This is a genomic window from Phormidesmis priestleyi ULC007 (assembly GCF_001895925.1).
GTDB lineage: Bacteria > Cyanobacteriota > Cyanobacteriia > Leptolyngbyales > Leptolyngbyaceae > Phormidesmis_A > Phormidesmis_A priestleyi_A.
This window is the reverse complement of record NZ_MPPI01000027.1, coordinates 41955-62909: the sequence shown is the minus strand read 5'-3', so window position 1 is coordinate 62909 and position 20955 is coordinate 41955. Positions and strand designations below refer to the sequence as shown.

The window sequence follows — 20955 nt, the reverse complement described above, 5'->3', positions numbered from 1 at the left end:
CGGGACTGGGTGGGCACGATCGTCTCCAGAAACCTGATTTGCACTAGCAGCGTCCGCAGCCGAAAACGACATTAAATCGACTTTGGGGGCTTGCTTGCGTCTCAGCCCATCGATCGGGGGCACAGAGCGCCCGGCCTTTTGCCGTCGATATCGCGCCAACTCTTCATCAAGCCGAGTGTCGAGGCACCCTAGAGCACGTTGTAGCTTTGGGTGAAGCGAGGGAAGAGAAGCATGAGTGGAAGACTCAACCGACGGACTGTGACGCATTTTTTGACTCCTACCGTTTGAAACCGACGATTAGATCGCTTGCCGAACTTGCTAGAATCCTGGAGTTTCCCACAAGCGTTAATCTAAATAGAGACGACTTTGAGAATCTGCGCTCTCAGTGTAATTCACACGGCTCAAAGTGAATCAAAAACCTCGATCGAAATTTGGCATTTTTTTGCTCCTTCCCAGAGATGTAGTGTGAGTGACTCCTATGACTTTTCAACGCCTGCGAGGAGTTTTAGGCTCTCTACCCCAATATCGACCGCCTGAAGAAACGCAATTGCAGCAGGTTTTAAGATATTGGTCTGATGTGGTTGGGGTAGCTGTGGCAGCGCAAACTCGCCCGGTGACAGTTCAGCGCGGGGTGTTAAAGGTGGCTACGGCGAATGCAGGATGGGCACAGAACTTGGTCTTTGAGCGACGACGCATTTTAGAGAAGCTTAATGCTCTGCTGACCATGCCGCTCTTAGATATTCGGTTTTCGACCACTCACTGGCACAGCCCAGACAATCGCCAAGCGCTAGATGATGCAGAGCGATCGGGGCTGTGGCTAGAGCATCCTAGTCGAGTTGAAGATGTGCCAATCCCCAAAGCAAATCTGAACCCGGCAGACCCCAAAGCCGCGTTTGACTATTGGACAACGGTGATGCAGTCACGCAGCCAGCATTTGCCTCTGTGCCCTCAGTGCGAGTGCCCAACTCCGATCGGAGAGCTTCAGCGATGGTCTGTGTGTGCTGTGTGTGTCACAAAACGCTGGTAACTTAGAAAGCTTTACAAACCTTAATAACTACAGAGAAAATCTTGACCTTCAAGGTTGCCGAAACTCTTATACTATTTCTGCTTTTTTGTCATCTACTTAAGTAATAGATGCAGCTCTACTTTGAGACATAAGTCTTTTATAGTCTTCAAGTTTTTGGTTGCGTTTACATTCTTTATGCTTATTACTACATCTTGAGAAAGAAGATTATTTCTTAAGATTGACTTTATTCTCTATTTACTAACTGATTTTCGAGTTAATTAGTATTGCTTGATTTCTTGATTTTTAGTTGATCCCCGCTAGGTTTCAGTGAATACCGAGGGGTTTTCTCTATAAATTCAAAACTCGACAATTAGTTTTGTTCATTTCTTAGGTCAAATCTAAAGAAAATCTAAACCCAAGTTTCACCACAAAAGTCTTAAAACCTTGACGGCATCAAGAATTCAACTTTTTTACGCTACTGATCCCCAAAATATTTAGACCACAATAGAGATACGGCAGATCACGTTGCTGTAAAACTAGCTTCTGAACATGAGAGTTATTGCAATCAATTAAATTTTGCAATCAGTCTTAGTAAATCTCAGATTTCAGTGACAAGTTTCTTTTTCAAAAATCCGTGCGAAGTCCTTAACCACACAAACTTTTTCTGAAAGCCTAATCATTATGAAACGCTCCGATCCCTTAGCTTCAGCCTGTCGGCATTGCAGACATTATGTGCATGAAGGAAGACGTGGGGGAAATTGTGGTCAGCTAAATGTTCTCGTTCAGGGGAGTTGGAAAGCTTGCTCTTTAGCATTGCCTGCGTTTGCACCCAACTGGCAATTTGAACGAATGATGGCTTTGCAGAGTGAGCCAGTAGAAAAGCTTCCAACCCCTATTTCTAAGCACGGTGACTTGTGTCACAAACCTTGCACAGAGTTTGCGGTGAGCAGTTTAGAAGACTATGCCGCTCCTATAGAAAAGACGGCATAGATTTTCTGAAGCACCTTACAGTTTCTGAATGCTTCTAGCCCGATCGCACCTCTAGCCAGGTGCGATTTTTGTAATGCTCCGCACTAAGGCAACCAGGGATATTTACGGAAATCAGGGCTGCGTTTTTCTAGGAATGCCTGTTTGCCTTCAGACCCTTCTTCAGTCATGTAGTAGAGAAGGGTGGCGTTTCCGGCAAGTTCTTGCAGCCCTGCTTGACCGTCGCAGTCGGCGTTAAAGGCAGCCTTGAGGCAGCGAATCGCGATCGGGCTTTTCTCTAAAATTTCTCCTGCCCACTGAATGCCCTCGGCTTCGAGTTGCTCGATCGCAACTACACAATTGACCAAACCCATTTCTAAGGCTTGCTCTGCGGTGTATTGGCGGCAGAGATACCAAATTTCTCGCGCTTTTTTCTGTCCAACGATTCGCGCCATATAACTCGCTCCAAATCCCCCGTCAAAGCTGCCGACTTTGGGCCCGGTTTGCCCAAAAATGGCGTTGTCGGCGGCGATCGTCAAATCACACAGCATGTGCAGAACGTGCCCACCACCGATCGCATATCCGGCAACTAAGGCGATCACGACTTTGGGCAGCGATCGGATCAGACGCTGTAAATCTAAAACGTTTAATCGCGGCGTACCTTCTTCATCCATATAGCCACCGTGACCCCGCACGCTTTGATCGCCCCCTGCACAAAATGCATATTTGCCATCGGTGTGAGGGCCCGCTCCAGTCAAGAAAATGACCCCAATCCGGCTATCTTCACGAGCGTTGCTGAACGCATCATAGAGTTCGACGACTGTTTTAGGGCGGAAGGCGTTGCGCTTATGGGGACGGTTGATGGTGATTTTAGCGATACCGTCAGTCTTGTGATAGAGGATGTCTTCGTAGGGTTTGACGAGGTGCCATTCGACGGTCATAAAAACTGGGGGTTAAGGATTAATCGATCGGGCAAAAATGCCTAAATGATGGTGCCGCCATCGGGCATCGGCAGCGCGATCGGTCTGCAATTCTAATACGCGGATGCCCTGAGCAGGGAGAGGATTTAGACGTTTGACAAGCTGACTCCAGGTGTGAATCTGCTCATACTCTAAATCGTAGGTTTTGCAAAGGTTGGCGAAATTAATGTTTTGTGGCGTGGCAAAGAATTCTTCAAACGGGGGATTGAATTGAGCGATCGGCAACATTCCAAAAATTCCGCCGCCGTTGTTGTTGATCAGCACGATCGTCAGATGCCCAACAAAATGATTACGAAGTAGGAAGCCGTTGGTGTCGTGCAGGAGTGCGAGATCTCCAGTCAATAAAACGCTGCTTTGGTTGTGGTGAGCGACTCCTAAGGCGGTTGAAAGTGTGCCGTCAATGCCGTTTGTACCACGATTAAAAAAGGGCTGGATGGCAGAATCTCCGGGTTTCCAGAAAAACTCGACATCTCGCACGGGCATACTGTTAGAGATAAAAAGAGGAGTTCCATTAGGCAAAGACTGAGACAGCAACCAGGCAGTTTTGCCTTCAAATAAGGTCTCTTCGATCGTCATAGTTTGGTCGATCGCGTGTCTTATTTTTGAGTCGGCGGTCTGCCAAAGTTCTAAATAAGGGCTAGACGGATGTGTTTCGGCGGACAGTAGACCTTTTGCATGAATCCGGGAAATCCCCCTAAATCCCCCAATTCTGGGGGACTTTGATTCTGGTTCCCAAGCTTGGGGGGCTAGGGGGGCTTCCGATGATTCGTGCAGGAAGCCTAGCGTTTCTGCAAACGATTCGGCAGATGTTTGGAGATGAGTCGTTCTGCCGTGAAGTGGATCAAGATTGCGATCGCTCGGATCGATCACCCATTGCCTCGGCTGAGTTTCTGCTAACCACTGCCGTAATTCTCGACTAGTGGGCATCTCTCCCACCCGAATTACCACATCGGGAGCCAGCTTTTGAGCTAAATTGTGGTTTCTCAAAATCAAATCATAAGTTGAAATTAGATAAGGATTGAGACTTGCATAGTTGCGGAGGGGAGACAATCCTTCAGCTAAGACGGGCATTCCTAGTGATTTTGAGAGATGGGCGATCGCCCGACAATAACGCTCTGGTGATTCGGGTTGGGCACATCCAGCGATGATGATGCCGTGAGCATTTAGAGGAAATGGGCAGACAGCAGCAGACAGAGAGACGGCAACGAGCGGATGAACGTGACCAAAAAAGGTTTCAGCCTCAAAGGTGGCTTCTAGTGCTTGAGCATCTGACTGGGGAAGCGGGACGAGCGGATCGCGGAACGGAAGATTGAGGTGGACGACTCCAGGACTTGAGCCTAGTGATCGCTGCCACAATTGGATCAACGTTTGGCGTAAATATGCCAGCATGGGCAACTCGATCGAGGGCAATGCCAACTCTGCGTAAGCTTTGGGATAGGAGCCAAAGAGTTTGTGCTGGTCGATCGTTTGTCCGGCGTTGCAGTCCCGCAGTTCTGGCGGACGATCGGCTGTCAGAACTAACAGAGGAACGCAGCTTTCACTCGCCTCGATAATCGCTGGATAGAAATTTGCGCCAGCCGTGCCAGACGTGCAGATTAATGCCACAGGTTGGTGAGTGCGGCGCGCCAGACCCAGGGCAAAAAACGCCGCTGATCGCTCATCTAAAACCGGAATTGCCTCAATTTTGGGATGTTGAGCAAACGCGATCGCCAAAGGTGCCGATCGAGAACCGGGGCAGATCACAGCCGTGGTCAAGCCGAGACGCTGAAGGGTTTCTGCCAGGACGGAAGCCCAGACAGTATTGGTGTTGCGGAAATCGATCGACATTCGGAAAATTAAGCTTCTGGATCAATTCCTTGCGCCCGGAGTTGGGCAACAAGACGCTCTGTACGCTGACGTTCTCGCTCAAGTTGAGACTCGGCTTGCTCAAGTTGAGATTCGGCTTGAGTAAGTTGGCGCTGAGTCTGCGCGGCGGTTTCGTGTCCGGTTAAGAGCAAGGTTCCCTGATTGTCCCACCAGCGCAGCCAGGGAATGTCGAGATTTTGATATTGACCTTGCCAGATTCCTAGCTCAACGCCTAGTTGAGAAATGGGGTAGTGTCCCCGATCGTTGGTGGGCACGGGTAGATATTGATTTTCGATCAGGTGATAGACCTCAACGCTGGCTTTGGTGACTTCATAAATTCCATAAAAAGCGGGACGAATCACCTGTTCATAAATCCAAAATTTGCCCGTCCAGGGTGTGGTGTCTCGCTCTTGTGAGCCGTCGCCTGAGACAAACTCCAGCACGATCAGCGGCGCGATCAGTTCTTGCCAAAGCACGTAAGAACGGCGAGACTCCCCATTAATCGTGGGGGGCACATTCGCCACATAAAACCAATCAGGTGCCTCTGCGCCTCTTTGGGGGGGGTCAGTCATCCGCCAATAGATGCCGCTATCTTGACCGATGCAATATTGCCCGTCTGCATGACGCTGCTGCAAAATCGGCTCGATCGAGTCAGTCAACAAAACACTCTGAGGGTGTTCTAGAAAGTTTTTCACAAACGTGCCATCTGATTCGGGAAGCTGCGTGTGGTCAGGCAGTTTTGTGAAGGTCGGTAAATCTGCAAATGAGGTCATAGCACAGCACTCGCGTCTCTCTTTATCAGTGTAGTCGCTTGACTAGACCAACGCGGCTAAAAGCGCTTGTAGCTTGAGCTGGACTTCGGTTAATTCTTTATCGGGATTGGAACCTGCCACGATTCCCGCTCCGGCAAATAATCGAGCGTGACATCCATTCAGCACCGCAGAACGAATTCCGACCGCAAATTCGCCGTTACCTTGCTGATCGACCCAGCCGATCGGAGCCGCATACAGCGATCGCTCAAACTGCTCATAGTGACGAATTTGCTCACAGGCAAGCTCTCTCGGAGCGCCTGCCACTGCCGGGGTTGGGTGCAGTTTGGCGACTACATCCAGCAGGTGAACCCTCGATGGAACGGTGGCCCGAATTGGAGTATGTAAGTGTTGAATATTGGGAAGTTGCAGCAGACGAGCCGACGATCGCTGCGTATTCAGCCCCAATTCTTCTAAATGGCGCGTGATGAAATCAATCACGACTTGATGTTCATGTGTTTCTTTTTGACTTGACAGCAAGCGATCGGCCAGTTGAATGTCTTCGATCGCGGTTTTGCCACGAGGGGCTGACCCTGCTAAAGCATCTGTTTCTAAATGCTGATTGTGAATCTTAACTAAACGTTCTGGACTTGCCCCAATAAAGGTTTGTCCCTGACTGTTATTGGTTGAAAAAATATAACAATTTGAGTAAAGTCTGCGGAGATTATTAAGAGAGTTGACTAAGTTAAATGGAATCGGTAATGTCACGTCTAACGCATGAGCTAAAACGATTTTATGAAGGTGCTTTTTTTGAATTGATTCCAGAACAGATAAGACTGACTTTTTAAAATGATTAGTATGGGAAAAATCTTTTCTGGCGAGTTTGTTGAGTCCGATCGCCAAATCAATCGCTTGATGTTTTACGGCTCTAATCGTCTGAAACTTTTGCCATATTTGAGCAGATGATCGCTCCGGGTCTAGAGTTTGATCGATTACGACATTGGCGACGATCGTGCAGCGATCCGCTTGACGAGACACCTGCCAACGAGGGAGAAAAACCGACGCAGATGGAAAAGACAAATTCTCTTGCAGGGGCTGATCAAAAAATGAGAAACTACAGAAAAAATGTGTTCCCGAAAAAGGAGTTTCTGAATCTCCAAATTGAATCGCATTGGTTGAAGCGCTGCGGATAAATTCTTTTGCCTCAACGAATCGATTCTTGCCCTCAGTTTTAAGCTCGATCGTAGTATCGATCGCCAAAATTGCTTCTTGCTGACCGCTTTTCTCAAAATAAAAGTGGCGCTGATCGGGTCGAACAATTGCCTGAAGAACTGCTAGAGGATCGATGGGTTCTATCTCTAACGAAATGCTGACAATTTGCGAAGATTTGCGAAGGTTCGCTCTTTTGCAAGTCGCTAGGAATTGAGCGATCGCAGTTTGATTTTGAGCACGATCGAGCCGACAAGGGGTGATAGTCATGCGGGTATCAATAAAACCATCTCGTTAAGCTGATTCTAATGGCTGAAGGATCAGGTTCTCGATCGAGCGTTGCCCGGTCACCTTTAACCGAAAATCGTCAGGCGGCACAAACGTGATGCCGCGCCGCACCGGACGCACCGGACGATCGTAGTTCGTTTGAAACTCATAGCTCGATAAAACTGTCGCCAAAACCAGCTTCATTTCAAACAGCGAGAGCGCCATGCCGACACAACTGCGACTGCCGCCGCCAAACGGCAAAAACTCAGACGGCGAGAACTTCTGAGCGATGAAGCGATCGGGATTAAATCGCTCTGGCTCTGGGTAAGTGTCGGCTCGATGATGCGCCAAATAAATGCAGGGCACCAAAATTGCGCCTGGCTCAAATTCATAACCCTCAATGTGAACGGTTCGTTTAACTTTGCGAGGTTGAGAGATCAGGGCGATCGGATAGACGCGCAAAGCTTCTTTGCAAACGGCGGTCAGATAGGGCAACTGAGATAGCGCCGTCGGATCGGGATTTTCGCCCAGGGTTTGAAGTTCTGTCAGCAGGCGATCGAGACAGTCTGAATGACGATGAATCCAGTAAAATGCCCACGCTAAACCCGATGCGGTGGTTTCGTGTCCGAGTAGCAACAAGGTCATCAACTGGTCGCGCAGTTCCACATCGCTCATCGATTCGCCTTGATCATCGTGTGCCGTCATCAGCACTGAGAGAATGTCAGTTCGACCGTTTAGGGATTGGGAGCGACGATCGCCAATCTCAGCATAAATTAGCGCGTCAATCTCCTGCTGTTGAGCCAAAAAACCGCCCCAAGGACTCCAGCGCCCCAAATTTTGCTGAAGCATGGGAAAGAAAAACTGCGTCGAGTAAAGCGGCGAGGTAATGGCTTCGAGTAAATGACTCAGCAACTGTTTGAGTCGTTCGTAACGCGCTCCGGGCACCATGCCAAACACGACCTGCAAAATCACCTGAAGCGAGATTTCTGACATCTCTTCGCGAATAGTTAGCGATCGTCCAATCTGCCAATCTGACATCTGCTGTCTCGCCAGATCACAAATGACGCGCCCCTGACCATAAAGCTGTTCTCGATGCAGCGCAGGCATCAACAACTGTCGCTGTCGCTGATGGCGTTGCCTTTCTTGCATGATCACCGACTGATCGCCCACCAACGGACGAAAAATGTGAGTCACTTTGCCAAACTCAAACGAGTCTGCCAGCGTCGTAAAGATTGCCTGAATCGATTCAGGATTGCTAAAAAAGACGACAGGCGGAGAGTTGACACCCAATACCCGCAGCGTAAAGGTGTCTCCATATTGTTGGGCACAGCTTTCAAGAAAGTTAATCGGTTGAGCCACGATCGCAAGGGTTTGCAGCAGCGAAGGCAACCGAGATCCATCAGGCAATTTCATCAAGGCATTTCTACGAGCGTCTGCGATCTAGTCTAGAAGCAAAGGAGGAAGGGATGAGGAATAATCCTCCGACGATGTAACGTTTCTATAACACCCCTCCAATGCCTCAAACCAGATGGGAGACTGAGAAGCACAGCATTATTAGAGTCTTCTGGCAGCTACAGGAGTTTTGTTAATGACGACCAGGACGATCGAGCGGACGAGTAAAAAACTCTGGTTTGCCGCCATTAAGCCACCGATGTATAGCGTGGCAATCATGCCGATTTGGGTCGGTTCAGCCGTTGCCTTTGCTGAAACACATCAATTCAACGCTTCAATCTTCTTCACGTTTTTGATCTCCGCCATTTTGATTTTGGCCTGGGAAAATTTTAGCAATGACGTGTTTGACTCTGAAACCGGAGCCGATGTCAATAAGAAAAATTCTCTGGTGAATATGACGGGCAATAAGTCCCTGATTTTTTGGATTAGTAATCTTTGTCTCGCAGCAGGATTGTTGGGCATCAGCACGATCGCCGCTCGGCAGCAAGATTTCACAGTGATTGGGCTAATTCTGCTGTGCTGTGGCATTGGCTATATCTACCAGGGTCCGCCGTTTCGTCTCAGCTATAAAGGGCTTGGAGAAATTCTCTGTTTCTTTGCGTTTGGCCCATTGGCGTTTGCGGCGACTTATTACAGTCAGACAAAAGCCTGGTCAAATACGAGTTTGGCAGCGTCGATCGTCGTGGGCATTGCCACCAGCCTAATTTTGTTTTGCTCTCACTTTAATCAGGTGAAAGATGATGCCGCGATCGGCAAAAGATCCCCGGTAGTGCGGTTGGGGACGAAGCGATCGGCACAGCTTTTGCCCTGGATTTGCGGCAGTCTCTATGCGCTGACCACTCTATTTGTGATTCTCAAAGTTTTCCCCGTTTGGACGCTGCTGATCTTTCTCAGCTTGCCCGTCGCTCGTAAACTCTGCAAATTTATCGGTTCGCAGCATGATCAACCTCAAAAACTTACCTTCTGTCGTTTGATCGCGGTCGAACTCCATTTTTGGAGCGGGCTGCTTTTAGGGCTGGGCTTTATGTTGACGCAACTGGTTTAAAAATGCGATTTGAGTATCGTCCTTATCGTCGATCGTTTCGGCAACCGTTGCAGACGAGTCATGGTTTATGGACGGTTCGAGAAGGCATTATTTTACGTCTCACTGATGATGTCGGGCGTGTTGGTTTTGGTGAGATTGCACCGCTTTCTTGGTTTGGTTCAGAACGGTTTGAAGACGCGATCGAGTTTTGTCAGCAGTTGCCTGAAGTGATTAGTTTTGACACGATCGCGACGATTCCGGCTCATTTATCGGCGTGTCAATTTGGGTTTGAATCTGCTCAGGAAATGTTAACGACTGATCCGACGATCCCGTCGAAGTTGACCTACAGCGCTCTTTTGCCAACTGGATTCGCTGCCCTTGATCGCTGGCAAGATTTGTGGAGTCAAGGCGATCGCACCTTTAAATGGAAGATTGGCGTTGCTGACATTGAAGATGAGATTCAACTGTTTGAACAACTTGTTGATGAACTCCCGGCTAAAGCGTTGTTGAGATTAGATGCCAACGCAGGACTGACATTCTCACAGGCTGAAATGTGGCTTCAACGCTGCGATTCGTTAGGCAAAACAGACCCGACTCTGGAATTTTTAGAACAACCGCTCACAGTCAGTCAATTTGGTCTCATACAGGAACTGAGCCGAAAATACTCAACGCCGTTAGCGCTCGACGAATCCGTCGCCACTTTGGATCAGTTGCGCGAATGCTATCAAAAGGGCTGGCGAGGAATTTTTGTGATCAAACCTGCGATCGTCGGTTCTCCATCTCAATTACGAAAATTTTGTCGAGAGAACGCGATCGATACCGTCTTTTCATCGGTGTTTGAAACCGCGATCGGACAACAAGCTGGGCTGCGATTAGCCGCAGAACTATCGCTCAAAAATCGCGCCGTCGGATTTGGAACCTCTCATTGGTTTGATGAATTGATGGAGGAGGGCGATCGACTATGGCAAAGTCTCTAATTCACCACCGAGAAAATTGGCTCGGCTACAGCAATCGAGAACTCAACGACTTAGCAGACCAGCGATATCAGGCACTCAAACGATATTCAACTCCTCCGACCATTTTGTTAGCCGAACGGAACCCGATCGAGTTTCTCGCGGGGTTTCTTGCCGCCTGTTCTGCAAATTGCTCAATATTTTTGTGTAACCCCGACTGGGTTGAAGCCGAATGGCAACAGGTTTTTGACCTCGTAGAACCCGATTTAATCTGGGGAGAATCCCTGCCATTTTTTAACGTGAGTTCAACGCACTCTGACGAACCGCCCCCCAACCCCCAAGTTTGGGGGAGCCGGAGTTCAAAGTCCCCCAAACTTGGGGGATTTAGGGGGCAGGACGGACTCGTAACGAAGCCGTCAAATTTACGTTTTTCTAAAGACGTTCATCCTACAAAATCACGCTTTACGCTTCCCGATTCGCCTCTGATCATGATTCCGACGGGGGGCACTTCGGGCAAGATTCGATTTGCGATGCACACCTGGGAGACGTTGACGGCTTCGGTTCAAGGATTTCAGCAATATTTTGGAGTCGATCGCGTCCATTCGTTTTGCGTGTTGCCGCTCTATCATGTCAGCGGTTTAATGCAATTTATGCGATCGTTCCTCTCAGACGGACAGTTAGTGATTCTTCCCTGGAAAGCTCTAGAAGCCGGAGAAGCACAGTCTATCAGCCCTCAAAACTTTTTTCTCTCCCTCGTTCCCACTCAACTCCAAAAACTTTTATATCAACCTCAAACCATTTCTTGGCTTTCCCAATTTGAAACAATTTTGTTAGGCGGTGCGCCTGCGTGGTCAGACTTGTTAGATCAAGCACGATCGTATCATCTGCCGATCGCGCCCACTTATGGCATGACCGAAACTGCCTCACAGATTGTCACCCTCAAACCAGAAGATTTCTTAAAGGGCAAATTCGGTTCTGGTCAAGCCTTACCCCACACTCAGATCACCATTCAAAGCGAAACGGGCGAACCGTTAAAAATGGGTGAAACCGGAAAAATCACCATTCAAACCGACTCATTGATGTTGGGTTACTATCCCAACTTTTTAAAGCAAACCGTTTATCAACCCGACGATTTAGGATTTTTTGATTCGCAAGGCTGTTTGCAGATTGTCGGACGCGACAGCAACAAGATTATTACCGGGGGCGAAAACGTCTTTCCGGCAGAAGTTGAGGCGGCAATTATAGCAACCAAACTCGTCAAAGATGTCTGCGTGTTAGGCATCAGCGATCGCATTTGGGGGCAAGCCATCACTGCCGTTTATGTGCCTCAAAATTCAGACGTTTCTAATCAAGCATTGATCACTTCCCTTGATGAAACTCTCAGCAAATTCAAGCGCCCCAAATATTGGATATCACTCGAAAAATTGCCTCGAAATCCTCAAGGAAAGATCAACTACCTACAACTCAGGCAAATTATCGCAGCGAAGACGGGCACGCCGACGACTCTTGCCAAAGCTTAAACAGAATAAACTCCGCCCGCTCACACAGCGTTCCGGGGAGCGAGTCGCCCAATTCGGCTAAAAAGATGCCTTCCTCGCTGCTGGTGGTTTGCGCGATCCAGGTTCCTCGCAGGCTGACCTCGATGAATTCTGCATCGCATTGGCAGAGCGCGATCGTGTCATTGAGCGATCGTTGCACCACCGCATCCAGCAGTTTCCAAGCCTGCAAAGTTGCAGACAGCAAAAAGGTCGCAGTGCCCGGTTCGACAATCAGCCGTTGCCCGACTCGCATCGCCAACACGACCCGCAGCATTACCAACTCTTCGAGCGATTGGTTGACGCGCTCAATAGTGATCCCCGTTTCGGTATAGGTAAACTTCAACATTCCTGGTGGCTCCTATGTTCCAGGGTTTACACATTTCAAGGGTTTGCAGTTTCAAAATGGGCAGGCGATCGCTTGATTAACGTCAGTTCGACGAGTTTTTTCGCTTCGTGTCAACGGGTTCGGCCCCCTAAATCCCCCATTCTGGGGGACTTTGAACCGGAATTTTTGGCTTGAAGTTCCCCAATTTGGGGGATTTAGGTAGCTCTCCCGAATTCACACTGCCTTCTCAGCAAAGCTGTTCGGAGTGAACCACTTCTGTCGAACTGACGCTAGATCAGCTTCATCGCAACTGCTGCGTTTTCCGTTTGTTGTCAATTAAAAACCTCCGCTTCTGGTAAGTGTGAAGCGGAGGCTAGAAAAACTACTTGAGTGTTTTCTGGCTAGACCGGGACAGGAACGCGCCTGACCCACCCGCTTCGGAGTAATGGGTGCTGAATACTTGGGGAGCGATTGATTGATAACGTGCTCATAAACGGCAAAACTACGACTCTGCCCGCCTCACAAGGATGATCGCCGATGCGATTTCCTAGCCAAAACGATGTAAATGAGAGCCGTAGAGATTTCATTGCAGAAGATTTAGAGGACTTACTTGCAGTCTACAGTTAACATACTACACTTGTAATATAAAAGTGTCCAGCTACTTTGGAGGAAGACCATGCATACCTTAACTCGCACCACCACCACCGACATGGAAGTCACCAGCATCCGGCTGGAACGAGAGTTAAAGGAACAGTTAAAATCACTGTCTGGCAATCAGGGCTATCAGGCATTGATTCGAGATATTTTGTGGAACTATGTCCAGCAAAAATCGGGTGACTATACGCCGACCATCGCTGCGTCTGATTTTCGAGCCACGATCGCGGCCACCGCTCAACAAGAAGAACACTGCGCCTTAACGGGAAAGGTGATTCGATCGGGCGACGCAATGATGCTTGGGTTTACCACTGAAGGCAATTTAATTCCTCTCAGCGTGGGCAGTTTGTCATGAGATCAGAGGTTTGGGTTTTGACGTGAAAACATTGGACTCAAAATTCAAACCTCTAAACTGCTCAAAGCTTTGCTATTATAGTGAGGCACAAAAACGCGGATGTGGCGGAATTGGTAGACGCGCCAGATTTAGGTTCTGGTTTCGCAAGAAGTGAAGGTTCAAGTCCTTTCATCCGCATAGATTGGTACGGTCACGGAACTGCCATGCTGACAAAACTGTTTAGATAATTTATGCTGACAATCTTCGTCTAGAATTACTCTAAGCCTAGTTCTTCGCACGGTGTCCAATGCAGCAGCGACCGTTGGAGCGCTGAAGTGGACTGGTTTTCTAAGGTGTTGTACCTGAATCCACAGACGTTGGTGAACTGAAACGAGGCATTGTCATCAATTCTCAGAGGCGAATGGCTCAGAGGTTTCACTCGATCGAAACCACAATTCGCAACTACACTACTCACACCTTGAACGCTTTTAGGAATAGAGCGATCGCCGAGGTCAGCGAAGTTGCCCTCAAGTTCGGCACCCATGTCGATGTCTAGTCCGGGCTTCCCTACATCGCCAACGGTAAAGCAGACTGCAACACAGAAATCACTGTGAAGTGCGTGTCCCAACCTACAATTATCCGCCTTGTATACGGACTAATTTAGGCATTAGAATCGGGTGTTTCTAAACTGGAGGTCAGTTTTGGATCAAGATTCAAAGTATTCCAAGCGTAGTGAAACCGATCGAGTTTTTCGCGCTCTAGATTCTCTTGGTCAGACAGCAGAAACCCTAGTTGCGGCTGACACACTCTCAACGTCTGAGCAATCCCTACTAACGATGTCATCGCTGGGCAAACTGGGGCGGTTTGGTAATCAGCTTTTTCAATATGCGTTCTTACGGATTTGTGCGCTGCGATCGGGCGCACAGATTGAGTGTCCAAGCTGGATTGGTCAATCGCTGTTTGGGCATACTGAACCGCCGATCTCTCAGCGTTTAACTCCCGCGATCGAACAATCCAACCAGGGTGAGACTTTGTTCGATGCGTTCCCAGAGTTTATTCCATACATTGAAAAAATGGCAGGAGCGCCAAGTGTTCGAGTCGGAGTTGAGGCGCTAGAGCCAGGGCTAATCAACGTAGATCTGTGGGGCTTTTTTCAAGTTCACACTCGATTTTTGCAGCCCCATCAAATCTTTTTTCGATCGCTGTTTCAACCTGTTCCTGATCTTAGAGACGCTTTAGAAGTCGGGCTTGCCCAGTTGCGATCGCAAGGCAAAACGATTATTGGGCTACACATTCGACGTGGCGATTTCGTCCGCTTGCCTCTAGCGGGATTTACCTTGGTGGTGCCGCTGGAATGGTGGTGTGACTGGCTCGATCGCACGTGGCATCAGCTTGACCAGCCCGTGCTGTTTCTGTGTAGTGATGAGTTAGAGCGTGTTTTACCTGCCTTTGCCAAGTTTAAGCCAATCACCTGCAATGATTTGTCCATTGCATTCCCAGAGCGACTGCAAGCCATTAATGCTGACTTTTATATTGACTTCTTTATGCTGAGTCAGTGTGATGTTGTTGGCATCAGCAACAGTATTTTCAGCTTTGCAGCTTGTTTGTTAAATGAGCGGGGACAACAATTTTTCCGTCCTTGCTGGGACTTCTCAATCAAGTTTGTTCAGTTTGACCCCTGGAATAGTTTGCCACTCCTTTATATGGGCGATGGACAGCCCAAGATCTTGAAGCACATCAATGAGGTTGCAGCAGTGGCTCTTGCAACTCAAGGCCCGATCGGACTTCTGAGATGCCTTTGCATTCAAGTGCCCATCAGTTTGACTAGACAGTGGCTTGTGCGGGCCTACCTGAGTTATCAAGTCTCAGGCTGGCGCAGCGTGTTCATGTTGCTCAACGATCGCCGCTAATCGGCTTAAATAAAGTGCGCTTGATACGATCGATCGCCACGAGTTGGACTCGATTTGAAGAACAATTTGATGCTTGTCTGCAAGGTGAAGTGTTTCCACTGCCTGCCCCTATGGTGGATAAATCTTAGCGATCGTGATTGTGCGAGTGAACCGGACATTGCTTTTGTTGAGGTCTACGGGACTGAAAGCAAAATCAGTAGATGATAAAAATAATGCTGCACGAGCGTCATGCAGTCCGTTCGGTAGTGCCTCATTTCATTCATCCGATAGATTTTAAGTTGTCCTAAATCTGAGACCTTGAGAAAGTAATCAAAGCGTCTTGGGAAAAACCATGCTTGGGATCAACGAAATCAAAACAGTCGCACTGCTAGGGTTGCTGAGTGGCTTGCTAGTGCTAGGCGGATATTATCTAGTCGGGGATGAGCAAGGGCTTTATTTGGGCTTGGCATTTGCTGCTATGACGAGCATCGGCTCCTGGTACTACTCTGACAAAGCTGCTCTCGCTGCCTATGCTGCCCAACCGATCGAGCGAGATGAAGCTCCCGAACTGTTTGATATGGTGGCAAAACTCAGCGATCGGGCAGACATCCCGATGCCAAAGCTGTTTTTTGTGCCTACGCAGTCGCCCAACGCTTTTGCCACCGGACGCGATCCCAATCACGCCGCGATCGCAGTTACTCAGGGAATTATAGATTTGTTGACCCCTGAAGAATTAGAAGGGGTGTTGGCGCACGAACTGACCCACGTTAAAAATCGCGATACCCTGACTCAGGCAGTTGTAGGCACGATCGCAGGCGCTATCACTTTTCTAGGACGAATGCTGACTTTTGGAGCGTTGTATGGCCCGGTTTATCGGGACGATCGTCGAAACACCAATCCGTTTGGTCTGCTGTTTTTGATCGTTCTCGCGCCGCTCTCAGCCGCCATCATTCAGCTTGCCATTTCTCGAACCCGTGAATATTCGGCTGATCAGGGTTCGGCGCAAATCACTCACAATCCGCAGGCGTTAGCGAGTGCGTTGCAAAAATTAGAAACGGTTGGACATCAGATTCCGATGAATGGCAACCCGGCGATGTCACCTTTACTAATCATCAATCCGTTGTCTGCTCAAGGATTGCAGTCTCTCTTTCGCACTCATCCACCCACTGAAGAACGAATTCGTCGCTTGTTAGAAATGGCGCAGCAGCAGGCTCCGGTGGCTGTTTAGCGATCGTGAATCAAACATTGTTGGTTCCTTGCAAGGTCAATGGGTACGGCAGTGCCATGCCCGTACATAAGCTTGGATCTTCATCTATAAATCGTTTGGCAAAATCAACGAGCCTCAAGAGGTCAGAGGGGTTGTGCTAGAAAGGAATGACATCTCTCTATCTCTGGAGTAGTTCTCCCATGCGCCGCACCGATCCAAATGATCCCAGCTCGATCAGTCGTGAAATCAAAACTCATGTTGGCATCTTGGGAGGAATTGTAGGACTGCTATGGTTAATCGAAATTATTGATGTCTTCTTAGGCGGTAGACTCAACTTTTATGGCATCATTCCTCGCACTAGCATTGGGTTGCGGGGAATTTTGTTTGCGCCGTTTTTACACAGCAACTTTGCACATTTAATTAGCAACACCATTCCCTTTATTACGCTAGGCTGGTTTGTCATGCTGCGGGAAACGAGCGACTTTTTTCTGGTTTCGGCGATCGTGGCGATCGCCAGTGGCGTTGGAGTCTGGCTATTTGGGTCTGCTGGCATTCATCTCGGCGCGAGTGGCGTGATTTTTGGCTACTTCGGCTTTCTGCTGTCAAGAGCTTATTTTGAACGCAGTGCCTTAGCGGTTGCCCTTTCTCTAGCGGTTGCCCTGCTTTACGGCGGACTGATCTGGGGAGTGCTGCCCACGCGCATCGGCATCTCCTGGGAAGGGCACCTCTTCGGATTTGTAGGCGGCATCGTGGCTGCAAGGTGGCTATCAAAAAGACGCTAAGAGCATACGAACTAAAGACCTCCGACTTCTCTAAAGAGTCGGAGAACCTCTACTCACCCAAGCAGCGGATCGCTTCTAGTAAGCCTCTCGCTTTATTCAGCGTTTCTTCATACTCTTTCTCAGGCTCAGAATCGGCAACCAGTCCGGCCCCGGCTTGAACGCTGACGGTGTGTTTGCCATCAGCATGAGAGCGAACTACCATCGTGCGAATGGCGATCGCCGTATTCAACTGCCCCTCAAAGTCATAGTAGCCATACGCCCCAGAGTAAACCCCTCGGCGGCAAGACTCCAGGTCATGAATGATTTCCATCGCCCGAATCTTGGGTGCCCCGCTCACCGTCCCGGCAGGAAAGGCGGCTTTTAGCAAATCCCATGCAGTTTTGTCGGGTGCAAGTTCGCCGACGACGTTGCTGACAATGTGCATGACGTGCGAGTAGCGCTCAATCACCATCAGTTCGTCTACTTTGACGCTGCCATTGACGCACACCCGTCCGAGGTCATTGCGCCCCAGGTCTACGAGCATGACGTGTTCGGCAACTTCTTTGGGGTCTTGCAGCAAATCGTGTGCCAGCGCGTCATCTTCTTGGAGCGTTTTGCCCCGGCGACGAGTTCCGGCGATCGGGCGCACAGTCGCAATTTTAGGTGCCCCCGGATCGAGCCGTTCTGCCTTGACCATGACTTCAGGGCTAGAGCCAATAATTTGCCAGTTGCCAAAGTGAAAATATGCCATATAGGGCGACGGATTGATCAGACGCAGCGATCGATACAGCCCAAAGGGTTCTCCGTCATAGTCTGCTGAGAGCCGCTGAGAAATCACGACCTGAAAGATGTCTCCAGCTTTGATGTGAGCTTTTGCCTTCTCGACGCTGGCGCAAAATTCTTCTTTAGTCGTGTTGCTGGTTAGCGATCGAATTTGATCGCGGTTCCCAGATTCTGGCGACCTCCACGATAGGAGCGTGGCTTGATCAGAAAGGGGAGACTGTAGTTTGTGGACGAGTTGAGTCACGCGATCGCAGGCTTGCTGATAGGCTTCAGCCCGATCGACGTTAGGATCTCGCAAATCGGCATAAGCGACTGCCCAGATTTTGCGTTTTACCTGGTCAAAGATCAGCACCTGATCGACCTGCATCCACAAACCATCGGGTAAGTCTGTCTCGGTTGCTGGATGAATGGTAACGCGCGGCTCGATCCAGTTAATTAATTCATAGCCCCAAAAGCCAAACAATCCGCCAATTCCGGGCGGTAGCTGCGGCAACTTCACCGGGTGAAAGGGCGAGAGACATTCAGATATGATTTCAAACGGATCGCCCTCAAAGACTTCTTGAGAGCCATCTCGATGAGTTTTGGTGGTTCGGCCGCCTCTTGCTTCTAAAGTCCAGAGCGGGTCACAGCCCAGAAAGCTATAGCGGGCAAGCGTTTCACCCCCTTCTACCGACTCCAACAAAAAACTGTAGGGTTGCCCTGCACAAACTCGATACCAGGCAGAGACGGGTGTGTCTAAATCGGCGACCCATTCCTGATATACGGGGATGAAGTTACCCTGCTGGGCAAGTTCTAAAAATTGCGAAAAGTCTGGGAAAATCATGCTCTTAATTGTACAGGGGTCAGTTCAGAATCTGAAACCTGGCACCTAAAACTTGATTCCTCAAAAAAGTTCAGGAGTCAAGCTCCAGGCACGAATGACTGAAACTTGACTCCTGAACGATCGTAAAAATTAAGAAGCGCGCGCAATCCTCAATTTAGGGATCGAAGGATTTGCGGCTGCTGAACTTAATTTTGGCGGGTTCTGTGTTGGAGCCAATATTGCGCGGAACGCTATTGACTGCCACCCGACCAGGGTTGACCTTTTCGGGGAACACGCCATCGGCGGGGTGAAGATACTGAATCTCACCGTTAGGGAAGATTCGGTAGATCTTGTAGTTGGTGATTTTGAACTTTGCGCGAAGCTGTTGACCGCCTAGGGCGATCGCCTGTTCCTTGCGGGCAAGGTATAGGAGGTTGTCGCCTTGGCGCATCGTTGCAGCGCCCCCAGTGGGCATCTCAAACACCTGTTCTTTTGGACTAGTCCAGGTGATTGCATACTTCTCTTCTACTAGGGCTTTGGTCAACAGTCCACCTGTACTGCCACCGAACAGAGGAGCTTGTCCAGTAAGAGTGTCTGACATAGTGTCTCGTTCTAAACATTTTTAGGCATCCTATCACTGAGGGTTTACCTCGTTGACGGAACTGTTACAGTTGTTCGCAATTGAGAGTCATATCCGTTTCAAAAACAATTGCGATCGCATCGAACGATCGCGAGAAAGCATGGCATGTCGAACGATCGCGAAAGGGCACGGCATGCCCCTACTTGCTCTTTCGGTATGGCCATGGCTGCCGTGCCCTTTCGCGAATCTGTCGCGTTCACAATTCTAAAGCTTAGACGTTTGTTCTGGTCTGGCGCTTAACAGCACGACTGATTGCTGCTTATAATCCACAAATCCGTAGATTGGGATCAGTGCCTGAGGGTTTTTGCTGCTGAGTTTCCAGCGGTTTTGATAGTCTTGAGGGCTGAGGCGAATGACGTTAAAATCGGCCACCCGCTGTTTAGTAGTCGCGGTTTGGGCTAACTGACAGGGCAACGGCATGACAGCAATGCCAGCACTAGTGGGGAAGCGTTGCGGAAGCTCTAAAAGCTCTTGCAGGTCTTTCTCTGCGTCTTGAATCGCGCCACCTTCGGCAGTTGTGGTGCTAATCGCGGTTCCTGAATTCACAGCAGGTTTTTCTGCTTGAGACTGGCGATTTGCTGAGAGCATTCCTACACTTTCTGGCGGAGAGACCAACATTGCTGACTGAGCTGCGATCGGCTGCTGGTTTTGTGCCAACAAAGATTCTCCAGGAGCCGCCGCAGAACTCAAGCAACGGGCATCGGCGATCGTGGGCTGCGACGGGGCAGGTTTTTGAGCCGCTGGCGAAGGGGAGACATCTGGGGGTCTAGGTGATGAATCTGCGACTAACACAGGCAATGCAGGCTTAACGGAGGGCAGTGCAGTTGAAACTTCCGATGCTGGCGCGATCGCTGGAGGAGTCGGAGGCTGAATCGCAGGAGCAGGCAGCGGCTTTGAAAAAGCTTGTGCAATCGGCACCGAGACGATCGGGAGAGCAGGTACGGGCAGAGGCTTAGGCACCATGAGTGCTTGCTGTAGCTGTGGATCTGAAGACGATCGCACAGTCGGCAAAGGCAGCTTTTTAGTCGGTGCTTTCTTTGGGGTCTGAGGTGGCTTGGTCGGAGTCGATCGTGACGGTGGCACGACTTCTGGATAAGCCACTTGCGGCTGAGACAGCTTTGGTGTAGGGGTTTGTTTGACTTTAGAGCCACTCGTGCCCTTTTGCTCAGGTGCTTTAGAATTATTGGCTAAACCAGCGATCACAAACCCAGAAATCAGCGTTGCACCTAAAACCCCACCGCCTGCTAGGTAAAGCGGCAGCAGATTTCTTTTATTAGTAGGCAGTTCGGTCGATGGGGAATCGAGATAGGTAGGCTGTTCTGCGCCCTCGAAATAGTAGCGGAAATAAGTAATTGGGCCCTGCTGTAATCTTTCATAGGGAACCTCTTCTACCTGCGATGAGACGGCTTCTGCGTTCATCTCAGCGTTTGCAGGAGAAGACTCTTTAGCGGGTGGAATGGCTTTTCTAATATTATTTTCCGCATTGCCACCCAGCGTTTCCTGAACAGAATTCACTGGCGGATCAACGCTGCGCCCTTGCTCTTTCTTTTGATGAAACTCAGTCATCGTTT

At 49.4% G+C, this 20955-nt stretch carries 20 protein-coding genes and 1 tRNA gene; 11 read left to right on the top strand and 10 right to left on the bottom strand.

The window, feature by feature from the left end; genetic code table 11:
* A partial coding sequence (locus tag BRW63_RS19190; RefSeq protein WP_223257436.1) for a hypothetical protein occupies positions 1-267 on the bottom strand: 267 nt, incomplete at its 3' end.
* Positions 268-478: 211 nt separating this feature from the next.
* Here BRW63_RS19190 and BRW63_RS19185 point away from each other — a divergent pair.
* The gene (locus BRW63_RS19185) at positions 479-1027 is read left to right on the top strand and encodes a DciA family protein (protein ID WP_073073988.1); all 549 of its coding nucleotides are present in this window, start codon (positions 479-481) and stop codon (positions 1025-1027) included.
* 660 nt (positions 1028-1687) lie between these two features.
* A complete protein-coding gene (locus BRW63_RS19180) occupies positions 1688-1996 on the top strand; it encodes a hypothetical protein (RefSeq protein WP_073073986.1) in 309 nt (102 codons plus the stop codon).
* A gap of 83 nt (positions 1997-2079) precedes the next feature.
* Here the strand turns inward: BRW63_RS19180 and menB are convergent, their stop codons facing one another.
* The 5 genes from menB to BRW63_RS19155 are packed head-to-tail and all read right to left on the bottom strand — an operon-like array spanning position 2080 to position 8435.
* A complete protein-coding gene (gene menB, locus BRW63_RS19175; protein WP_073073984.1) occupies positions 2080-2913 on the bottom strand; it encodes a 1,4-dihydroxy-2-naphthoyl-CoA synthase in 834 nt (277 codons plus the stop codon).
* A gap of 12 nt (positions 2914-2925) precedes the next feature.
* On the bottom strand, positions 2926-4779 hold the full coding sequence (menD, locus tag BRW63_RS19170; RefSeq protein WP_073073982.1) for a 2-succinyl-5-enolpyruvyl-6-hydroxy-3-cyclohexene-1-carboxylic-acid synthase: 1854 nt from the start codon (positions 4777-4779) through the stop codon (positions 2926-2928).
* A gap of 8 nt (positions 4780-4787) precedes the next feature.
* Positions 4788-5570: a Uma2 family endonuclease gene (locus BRW63_RS19165; protein ID WP_073073981.1), complete on the bottom strand. Its 783-nt coding sequence runs from the start codon at positions 5568-5570 to the stop codon at positions 4788-4790.
* A 42-nt stretch (positions 5571-5612) separates the two neighbouring features.
* Entirely contained in the window at positions 5613-7025 is a 1413-nt protein-coding gene (locus tag BRW63_RS19160; protein WP_073073979.1) for an isochorismate synthase, read from the bottom strand.
* A gap of 24 nt (positions 7026-7049) precedes the next feature.
* Positions 7050-8435: a cytochrome P450 gene (locus tag BRW63_RS19155; RefSeq protein WP_073073977.1), complete on the bottom strand. Its 1386-nt coding sequence runs from the start codon at positions 8433-8435 to the stop codon at positions 7050-7052.
* Positions 8436-8610: 175 nt separating this feature from the next.
* Between BRW63_RS19155 and menA the strand changes: the two genes are divergently transcribed.
* Genes menA through BRW63_RS19140 form a run of 3 tightly spaced genes read left to right on the top strand, consistent with a single transcriptional unit; the run spans position 8611 to position 11971 of the window.
* Positions 8611-9519, top strand: coding sequence for a 2-carboxy-1,4-naphthoquinone phytyltransferase (gene menA, locus BRW63_RS19150; protein ID WP_073073976.1), 909 nt, complete (start codon positions 8611-8613; stop codon positions 9517-9519).
* 2 nt (positions 9520-9521) lie between these two features.
* Positions 9522-10475 carry an o-succinylbenzoate synthase gene (locus BRW63_RS19145; protein ID WP_073073974.1) on the top strand — a complete coding sequence of 318 codons (954 nt, stop codon included), beginning with the start codon at positions 9522-9524 and terminating at the stop codon, positions 10473-10475.
* Positions 10460-11971, top strand: a complete 1512-nt coding sequence (locus tag BRW63_RS19140) for a 2-succinylbenzoate--CoA ligase (RefSeq protein ID WP_073073972.1) — start codon at positions 10460-10462, stop codon at positions 11969-11971. The genes BRW63_RS19145 and BRW63_RS19140 overlap by 16 nt, the downstream gene beginning before the upstream one ends.
* On the opposite strand, the gene BRW63_RS19135 is transcribed toward BRW63_RS19140, so the two are convergent.
* Positions 11925-12335, bottom strand: coding sequence for an alr0857 family protein (locus tag BRW63_RS19135; protein ID WP_073073963.1), 411 nt, complete (start codon positions 12333-12335; stop codon positions 11925-11927). The two genes, BRW63_RS19140 and BRW63_RS19135, sit on opposite strands and share 47 nt — an antisense overlap.
* A 655-nt stretch (positions 12336-12990) precedes the next feature.
* On the opposite strand from BRW63_RS19135, the gene BRW63_RS19130 reads away from it, so the two are divergent.
* The 6 genes from BRW63_RS19130 (at position 12991) to BRW63_RS19110 (ending at position 17180) form a co-directional block, all read left to right on the top strand.
* Positions 12991-13323 carry a ribbon-helix-helix domain-containing protein gene (locus BRW63_RS19130; protein ID WP_073073961.1) on the top strand — a complete coding sequence of 111 codons (333 nt, stop codon included), beginning with the start codon at positions 12991-12993 and terminating at the stop codon, positions 13321-13323.
* A gap of 95 nt (positions 13324-13418) precedes the next feature.
* Positions 13419-13500: transfer RNA gene (locus BRW63_RS19125), tRNA-Leu, on the top strand.
* 187 nt (positions 13501-13687) lie between these two features.
* Positions 13688-13858 carry a CU044_2847 family protein gene (locus BRW63_RS29035; protein ID WP_317615830.1) on the top strand — a complete coding sequence of 57 codons (171 nt, stop codon included), beginning with the start codon at positions 13688-13690 and terminating at the stop codon, positions 13856-13858.
* A gap of 145 nt (positions 13859-14003) precedes the next feature.
* Positions 14004-15212, top strand: coding sequence for an alpha-1,2-fucosyltransferase (locus BRW63_RS19120; protein ID WP_073073959.1), 1209 nt, complete (start codon positions 14004-14006; stop codon positions 15210-15212).
* A 331-nt stretch (positions 15213-15543) separates the two neighbouring features.
* The gene (locus BRW63_RS19115; RefSeq protein WP_073073958.1) at positions 15544-16419 is read left to right on the top strand and encodes a M48 family metalloprotease; all 876 of its coding nucleotides are present in this window, start codon (positions 15544-15546) and stop codon (positions 16417-16419) included.
* A gap of 146 nt (positions 16420-16565) precedes the next feature.
* Positions 16566-17180, top strand: a complete 615-nt coding sequence (locus tag BRW63_RS19110; RefSeq protein ID WP_244913147.1) for a rhomboid family intramembrane serine protease — start codon at positions 16566-16568, stop codon at positions 17178-17180.
* A gap of 49 nt (positions 17181-17229) precedes the next feature.
* Here the strand turns inward: BRW63_RS19110 and trpE are convergent, their stop codons facing one another.
* The 3 genes from trpE to BRW63_RS19095 all read right to left on the bottom strand — a co-directional run bounded on the left by trpE (position 17230) and on the right by BRW63_RS19095 (position 20950).
* Positions 17230-18765: an anthranilate synthase component I gene (gene trpE / locus BRW63_RS19105; RefSeq protein ID WP_073073954.1), complete on the bottom strand. Its 1536-nt coding sequence runs from the start codon at positions 18763-18765 to the stop codon at positions 17230-17232.
* Positions 18766-18919: 154 nt separating this feature from the next.
* Complete coding sequence (psaD, locus tag BRW63_RS19100) at positions 18920-19345, bottom strand: photosystem I reaction center subunit II PsaD (RefSeq protein WP_073073952.1); 426 nt, start codon at positions 19343-19345, stop codon at positions 18920-18922.
* A gap of 243 nt (positions 19346-19588) precedes the next feature.
* Complete coding sequence (locus BRW63_RS19095; protein ID WP_143162075.1) at positions 19589-20950, bottom strand: hypothetical protein; 1362 nt, start codon at positions 20948-20950, stop codon at positions 19589-19591.
* Between the last annotated feature and the right edge of the window lie 5 nt (positions 20951-20955).

Bases quoted from the DNA above. Each gene is read 5' to 3' on its own strand.
- BRW63_RS19185 (WP_073073988.1), top strand. From the start codon at position 479: ATGACTTTTCAACGCCTGCGAGGAGTTTTAGGCTCTCTACCCCAATAT.
- BRW63_RS19180 (WP_073073986.1), top strand. From the start codon at position 1,688: ATGAAACGCTCCGATCCCTTAGCTTCAGCCTGTCGGCATTGCAGACAT.
- menB (WP_073073984.1), bottom strand. From the start codon at position 2,913: ATGACCGTCGAATGGCACCTCGTCAAACCCTACGAAGACATCCTCTAT.
- menD (WP_073073982.1), bottom strand. From the start codon at position 4,779: ATGTCGATCGATTTCCGCAACACCAATACTGTCTGGGCTTCCGTCCTG.
- BRW63_RS19165 (WP_073073981.1), bottom strand. From the start codon at position 5,570: ATGACCTCATTTGCAGATTTACCGACCTTCACAAAACTGCCTGACCAC.
- BRW63_RS19160 (WP_073073979.1), bottom strand. From the start codon at position 7,025: ATGACTATCACCCCTTGTCGGCTCGATCGTGCTCAAAATCAAACTGCG.
- BRW63_RS19155 (WP_073073977.1), bottom strand. From the start codon at position 8,435: ATGAAATTGCCTGATGGATCTCGGTTGCCTTCGCTGCTGCAAACCCTT.
- menA (WP_073073976.1), top strand. From the start codon at position 8,611: ATGACGACCAGGACGATCGAGCGGACGAGTAAAAAACTCTGGTTTGCC.
- BRW63_RS19145 (WP_073073974.1), top strand. From the start codon at position 9,522: ATGCGATTTGAGTATCGTCCTTATCGTCGATCGTTTCGGCAACCGTTG.
- BRW63_RS19140 (WP_073073972.1), top strand. From the start codon at position 10,460: ATGGCAAAGTCTCTAATTCACCACCGAGAAAATTGGCTCGGCTACAGC.
- BRW63_RS19135 (WP_073073963.1), bottom strand. From the start codon at position 12,335: ATGTTGAAGTTTACCTATACCGAAACGGGGATCACTATTGAGCGCGTC.
- BRW63_RS19130 (WP_073073961.1), top strand. From the start codon at position 12,991: ATGCATACCTTAACTCGCACCACCACCACCGACATGGAAGTCACCAGC.
- BRW63_RS19115 (WP_073073958.1), top strand. From the start codon at position 15,544: ATGCTTGGGATCAACGAAATCAAAACAGTCGCACTGCTAGGGTTGCTG.
- BRW63_RS19110 (WP_244913147.1), top strand. From the start codon at position 16,566: ATGACATCTCTCTATCTCTGGAGTAGTTCTCCCATGCGCCGCACCGAT.
- trpE (WP_073073954.1), bottom strand. From the start codon at position 18,765: ATGATTTTCCCAGACTTTTCGCAATTTTTAGAACTTGCCCAGCAGGGT.
- psaD (WP_073073952.1), bottom strand. From the start codon at position 19,345: ATGTCAGACACTCTTACTGGACAAGCTCCTCTGTTCGGTGGCAGTACA.
- BRW63_RS19095 (WP_143162075.1), bottom strand. From the start codon at position 20,950: ATGACTGAGTTTCATCAAAAGAAAGAGCAAGGGCGCAGCGTTGATCCG.